The sequence below is a fragment of the Burkholderia sp. Bp8984 genome (assembly GCF_003853755.1).
In the GTDB taxonomy this organism is placed as follows: domain Bacteria; phylum Pseudomonadota; class Gammaproteobacteria; order Burkholderiales; family Burkholderiaceae; genus Burkholderia.
Map to the genome: position 1 here is coordinate 1 of NZ_QTQN01000072.1, position 3,857 is coordinate 3,857.

The window sequence follows — 3,857 nt, forward strand, 5'->3', positions numbered from 1 at the left end:
GCCTTGACGATCTCGTCGGCAACCGCGTTTGCGCCGTCCTGGTTCAGGTCGGCGATCGCCACGGCCGCGCCCGCTTTTGCGAGCTCCAGCGCGATTTCCTTGCCGATGCCGCTTGCGGCGCCCGTGACGACTGCGGTCTTGCCGTTCAGATCTGCTGCCATGTCCGTCTCCTTCCGTTATCGGATCGAAAAAGCGCGCCCCGCTGCATCCGCTTTCGTCGCGGTCGTGCAGGTGGAGGCCAGCCGCTATTGTGCACGATCGGCCCCGCCGTTCGCGCGCAAAACGTCTAAGCTTAAGGTCGGTTCAGAGTCGCGGGAGATTCCCATGCACTATCGACGGCTAGGCCGCTCCGGCCTGCAGATCAGCGCGCTTTCGCTCGGCTCGTGGGTCACCTACGGCAACCAGGTCGATCAGCGGGTCGCCCGCGAATGCCTTGCGGCGGCCCGCGATGCAGGCGTCAATTTCTTCGACAACGCCGAGGTCTACGCCGGTGGCAAATCCGAGGAAATCATGGGCCAGGCGCTCAAGTCGCTCGGCTGGCCGCGCGTCAGCTACCTCGTGTCCACGAAGTTCTTCTGGGGGCTCGCGGAAGCGCCGAACCAGTACCACACACTGAACCGGAAATATCTGCTGAACGCGATCGACGGCTCGCTGCGCCGGCTGCAGCTCGACCATGTCGACCTCGTGTACTGCCATCGCCCCGATCCGAACACATCGATCGAGGAGACCGTCTGGGCGATGAGCGACATGATCGTACGCGGCAAGGCGCTGTACTGGGGCACGTCCGAATGGAGCGCCGACGAGATCCGCGCCGCGTACGAGATTGCCGAGCGGCACCATCTGCACAAGCCGGTCGTCGAGCAGCCGCAGTACAACCTGTTCCACCGTACCCGGGTCGAACAGGAATACGCACGGCTCTATCACGACTACGGCCTCGGCCTGACGACCTGGAGCCCGCTGGCATCGGGGCTGCTCACCGGCAAGTACCGGAACGGCGTACCGCCGGGCAGCCGCGCGCAATTGCCGGGCTACGACTGGCTCCGCGAACGGCTGACGGATCCGGTCAGCAACGATGTGGTCGAACGGCTCGGCGAGATCGCGACCGAACTCGGCTGCAGCACCGCCCAGCTCGCGATTGCATGGGTACTCGCGAATCCGCGCGTGAGTTCGGTCATTACCGGCGCCTCGCGAATCGAGCAGATCGGCGACAACATGCGCGCGCTCGACGTTGCCGAGAAACTGACGCCGGAGATCAAGCAACGCATCGAGGAGGCCGTCGGCGATGCATACGAGTAAGGCGGCTCACGCCCACTCGCGTACAATACGCGGCCGCATTGGCGCGCGGCCCGACGGCTTCGCGCGATCATCCGTTTTCATCGATTCACCCTTCGTTTCAGGCAGCCAGCCATGCTCAGTTATCGTCACGGTTTTCACGCAGGCAACCACGCGGACGTGCTCAAGCACGCCGTCGTCGTCCAGCTGCTGCGCTACCTGAACAAGAAAGACAAGTCGTACTGGTACATCGACACGCACGCCGGTGCCGGCGTGTATTCGCTGCGCGACGGTTATGCCGCCAAGACAGGGGAATTCGACACCGGCATCGGGCCGCTGTGGAACGAAAAGAACCTGCCCGAGGCGCTCGGCGACTACATCGACGAGGTGCGCGCGCTGAACGACGACGGTGAGCTGCACTACTATCCGGGCTCCCCGTATCTCGCATGGCGATCGATGCGCGAGCAGGACCGGATGCGCCTGTTCGAAATGCACACGACGGAAATCGACGTGTTGCGTCACAACTTCCGCGATGCGGGGCGCCGCGCGATGATTTTCGCCGGCGACGGCTTCGAGGGCATCAAGGCGCTGCTGCCGCCGCCGCCGCGACGCGCGCTCGTGCTGATCGATCCGTCCTATGAGGACAAGAAGGACTACGCGCGCACAGTGACTTGCGTGACGGAATGCCTGAAGCGTTTCGCGACAGGCTGTTACGCGATCTGGTATCCGCAGGTTGCGCGGGTGGAATCGCAGCGTTTTCCGGAGCAGCTCAAGCGCCTGCAGCCGAACAACTGGCTGCACCTGACGCTGACGGTATCGAATCCGCCGGCAGATGGCCTGGGCCTTTACGGCAGCGGAATGTTCATCCTGAATCCGCCGTACACGCTCGCGCAGAGCATGAACGAAGCGCTGCCCTATCTCGTCGAGCGCCTGGGACAGGACAGCGGCGCGCGGTGCCAGATCGAGCACCGCGGAAACTGAGCGAACGGTTTTCCGTTACGGCTGCGGTCTTGGCGCGGGTCTTGGCTGATTGGCCGGCGACCCACCCCAGCCCGGCACATTGATATACGGCGCGACAAACAGTGGGACCGAAGAATTCGGTCCCTGCCCTGCCGGCGCTCGCATGCCTGCGGGCTCAACGATCGGCTCGGACGATAACGGAGCCGTTTGCAACACCAGGCCGCCCTTGCCATCCTGGATCCCGCGTTGCGTATCGAGAATCAGCGGCCTGGACGATGTCGCCGCACCAGCCGCCATGCCGTGAGCGAGCACCGCGGCCCCCAGAGCGAGACGCGCGCGGGAAACGTGACGCACATCGAGACGCAAACGCATGGTCGTGTTCTTCCGGTTGAAAAGCAGGTCCATACCATAGCGCCACGCCGACGATTTCGCCAGATCGGACGCACAAAAAAACAAAGCCCCGTCAACACGGGGCTTGCTTTTCGCTCGGTGCCACACGGCACCTGACGGTGACTCCGATTACAGGGAGTAGCCGTTGGTTTCGAGCGAGCGGATGCGGCTCTCGAGCTGGACGATGTCCGACGACGACGCGAGGTAAGCCTCACGGCGTTCACGCTCTGCGGATTCGAACCAGTTGCTCAGCTTTTCAACGATGTAGGCGATCATGATGTTCTCCAAGGAAGGGGGACCCCTGGCGAATCGAGATTCAGGGATTTCCCGTATAGGGTTATCCCGAATTATAGCGATGCCGCACCAAGATGCCAGTGAAATGCTTGCATGGAAGCCATTCCAGTTTGGAATGGTTTACGAACTATCTGCTTCAACCCACTGATTTTTAAAGATATTGAATCGAGGCTCCGATTCGGCCCCGAGGATATGCACTAATCTGGTTCACTGACCGGGTCGGCCAGCCGCGCCAAGATCGGGCATTCGGGTCGCCCGTCACCATGGCAGTGCGCGGCGAGATCGGCAAGTGTATTGCGCATGTCGCTCAATTCCGCGATGCGTTTGTCGAGTTCGGCCACGTGTTCGAGGGCGATCGACTTCACTTCGGCGCTGGCGCGGGAGCGGTCTTGCCAGAGCATCAGCAGCTTGCGAATATCCTCGACGAGAAAACCGAGCCGCCGCGCCTGGCGGATGAAACGCAGAATATGGACGTCATCCGAACCGTAGATGCGGTATCCGGCGTCGCTCCGCTTGCTCGGCGCAAGAAGGCCGACCTGCTCGTAGTACCGGATCATTTTTGCGCTGACGCCGGATTCGCGCGACGCGTCGCCGATATTCATTCCCTGCCCTCTCTCCATCAAGCACTGGTTCGAACACGAAGGTCGACGCATGCATTCGTCGACGACATTTGGATCGTATCAAATCGCGAGATTTCGTTCCTGCCTGGGCAGTGACGGCCGGATCGACCGCAATCCGGATGTCCTTATTGAGGTAGGTGGTGGCTGCGAAATCTGCCGGTTCGGGGCAGCATGCAGCGCGTATCAAGCTGCTCGCCCACTGACGATCACGCCAACACTTGCAGCGATCACGCATTTCTTTGCCGCAAATGCAAAAACCCCCGCCTTTCGGGCGGGGGTTTCTGGCTTAGGGAGCCTGACGATTACCTACTTTCACACGGG

General features: G+C 62.0%; 7 protein-coding genes. 3 read left to right on the forward strand and 4 right to left on the reverse strand.

The features are described from left to right. Positions 1 to 161, reverse strand: a 161-nt coding sequence (locus DID98_RS35190; RefSeq protein ID WP_124524115.1) for an SDR family NAD(P)-dependent oxidoreductase, incomplete at its 3' end; no start/stop codon positions are given. Positions 162 to 324: 163 nt separating this feature from the next. Here DID98_RS35190 and DID98_RS35195 point away from each other — a divergent pair. Further along, positions 325 to 1,296 carry an aldo/keto reductase gene (locus tag DID98_RS35195; protein WP_124572229.1) on the forward strand — a complete coding sequence of 324 codons (972 nt, stop codon included), beginning with the start codon at positions 325 to 327 and terminating at the stop codon, positions 1,294 to 1,296. A gap of 111 nt (positions 1,297 to 1,407) precedes the next feature. Then, positions 1,408 to 2,253, forward strand: a complete 846-nt coding sequence (locus DID98_RS35200) for a 23S rRNA (adenine(2030)-N(6))-methyltransferase RlmJ (RefSeq protein ID WP_124572230.1) — start codon at positions 1,408 to 1,410, stop codon at positions 2,251 to 2,253. 15 nt (positions 2,254 to 2,268) lie between these two features. Here the strand turns inward: DID98_RS35200 and DID98_RS36485 are convergent, their stop codons facing one another. The 3 genes from DID98_RS36485 to cueR form a co-directional block, all read right to left on the reverse strand. Beyond that, the gene (locus DID98_RS36485) at positions 2,269 to 2,637 is read right to left on the reverse strand and encodes a hypothetical protein (RefSeq protein WP_082088780.1); all 369 of its coding nucleotides are present in this window, start codon (positions 2,635 to 2,637) and stop codon (positions 2,269 to 2,271) included. A 114-nt stretch (positions 2,638 to 2,751) separates the two neighbouring features. Then, a complete protein-coding gene (locus DID98_RS35210; protein ID WP_081053322.1) occupies positions 2,752 to 2,898 on the reverse strand; it encodes a DUF3563 family protein in 147 nt (48 codons plus the stop codon). A 215-nt stretch (positions 2,899 to 3,113) separates the two neighbouring features. Further along, on the reverse strand, positions 3,114 to 3,518 hold the full coding sequence (gene cueR, locus DID98_RS35215; RefSeq protein ID WP_044849283.1) for a Cu(I)-responsive transcriptional regulator: 405 nt from the start codon (positions 3,516 to 3,518) through the stop codon (positions 3,114 to 3,116). 49 nt (positions 3,519 to 3,567) lie between these two features. Between cueR and DID98_RS36115 the strand changes: the two genes are divergently transcribed. Then, a partial coding sequence (locus DID98_RS36115; protein ID WP_221622547.1) for a hypothetical protein occupies positions 3,568 to 3,857 on the forward strand: 290 nt, incomplete at its 3' end.

What these genes read in the sequence shown, in the direction of transcription:
- DID98_RS35195 (WP_124572229.1), top strand. Translation starts at nt 325, where the DNA reads ATGCACTATCGACGGCTAGGCCGCTCCGGCCTGCAGATCAGCGCGCTT.
- DID98_RS35200 (WP_124572230.1), top strand. Translation starts at nt 1,408, where the DNA reads ATGCTCAGTTATCGTCACGGTTTTCACGCAGGCAACCACGCGGACGTG.
- DID98_RS36485 (WP_082088780.1), bottom strand. Translation starts at nt 2,637, where the DNA reads ATGGACCTGCTTTTCAACCGGAAGAACACGACCATGCGTTTGCGTCTC.
- DID98_RS35210 (WP_081053322.1), bottom strand. Translation starts at nt 2,898, where the DNA reads ATGATCGCCTACATCGTTGAAAAGCTGAGCAACTGGTTCGAATCCGCA.
- cueR (WP_044849283.1), bottom strand. Translation starts at nt 3,518, where the DNA reads ATGAATATCGGCGACGCGTCGCGCGAATCCGGCGTCAGCGCAAAAATG.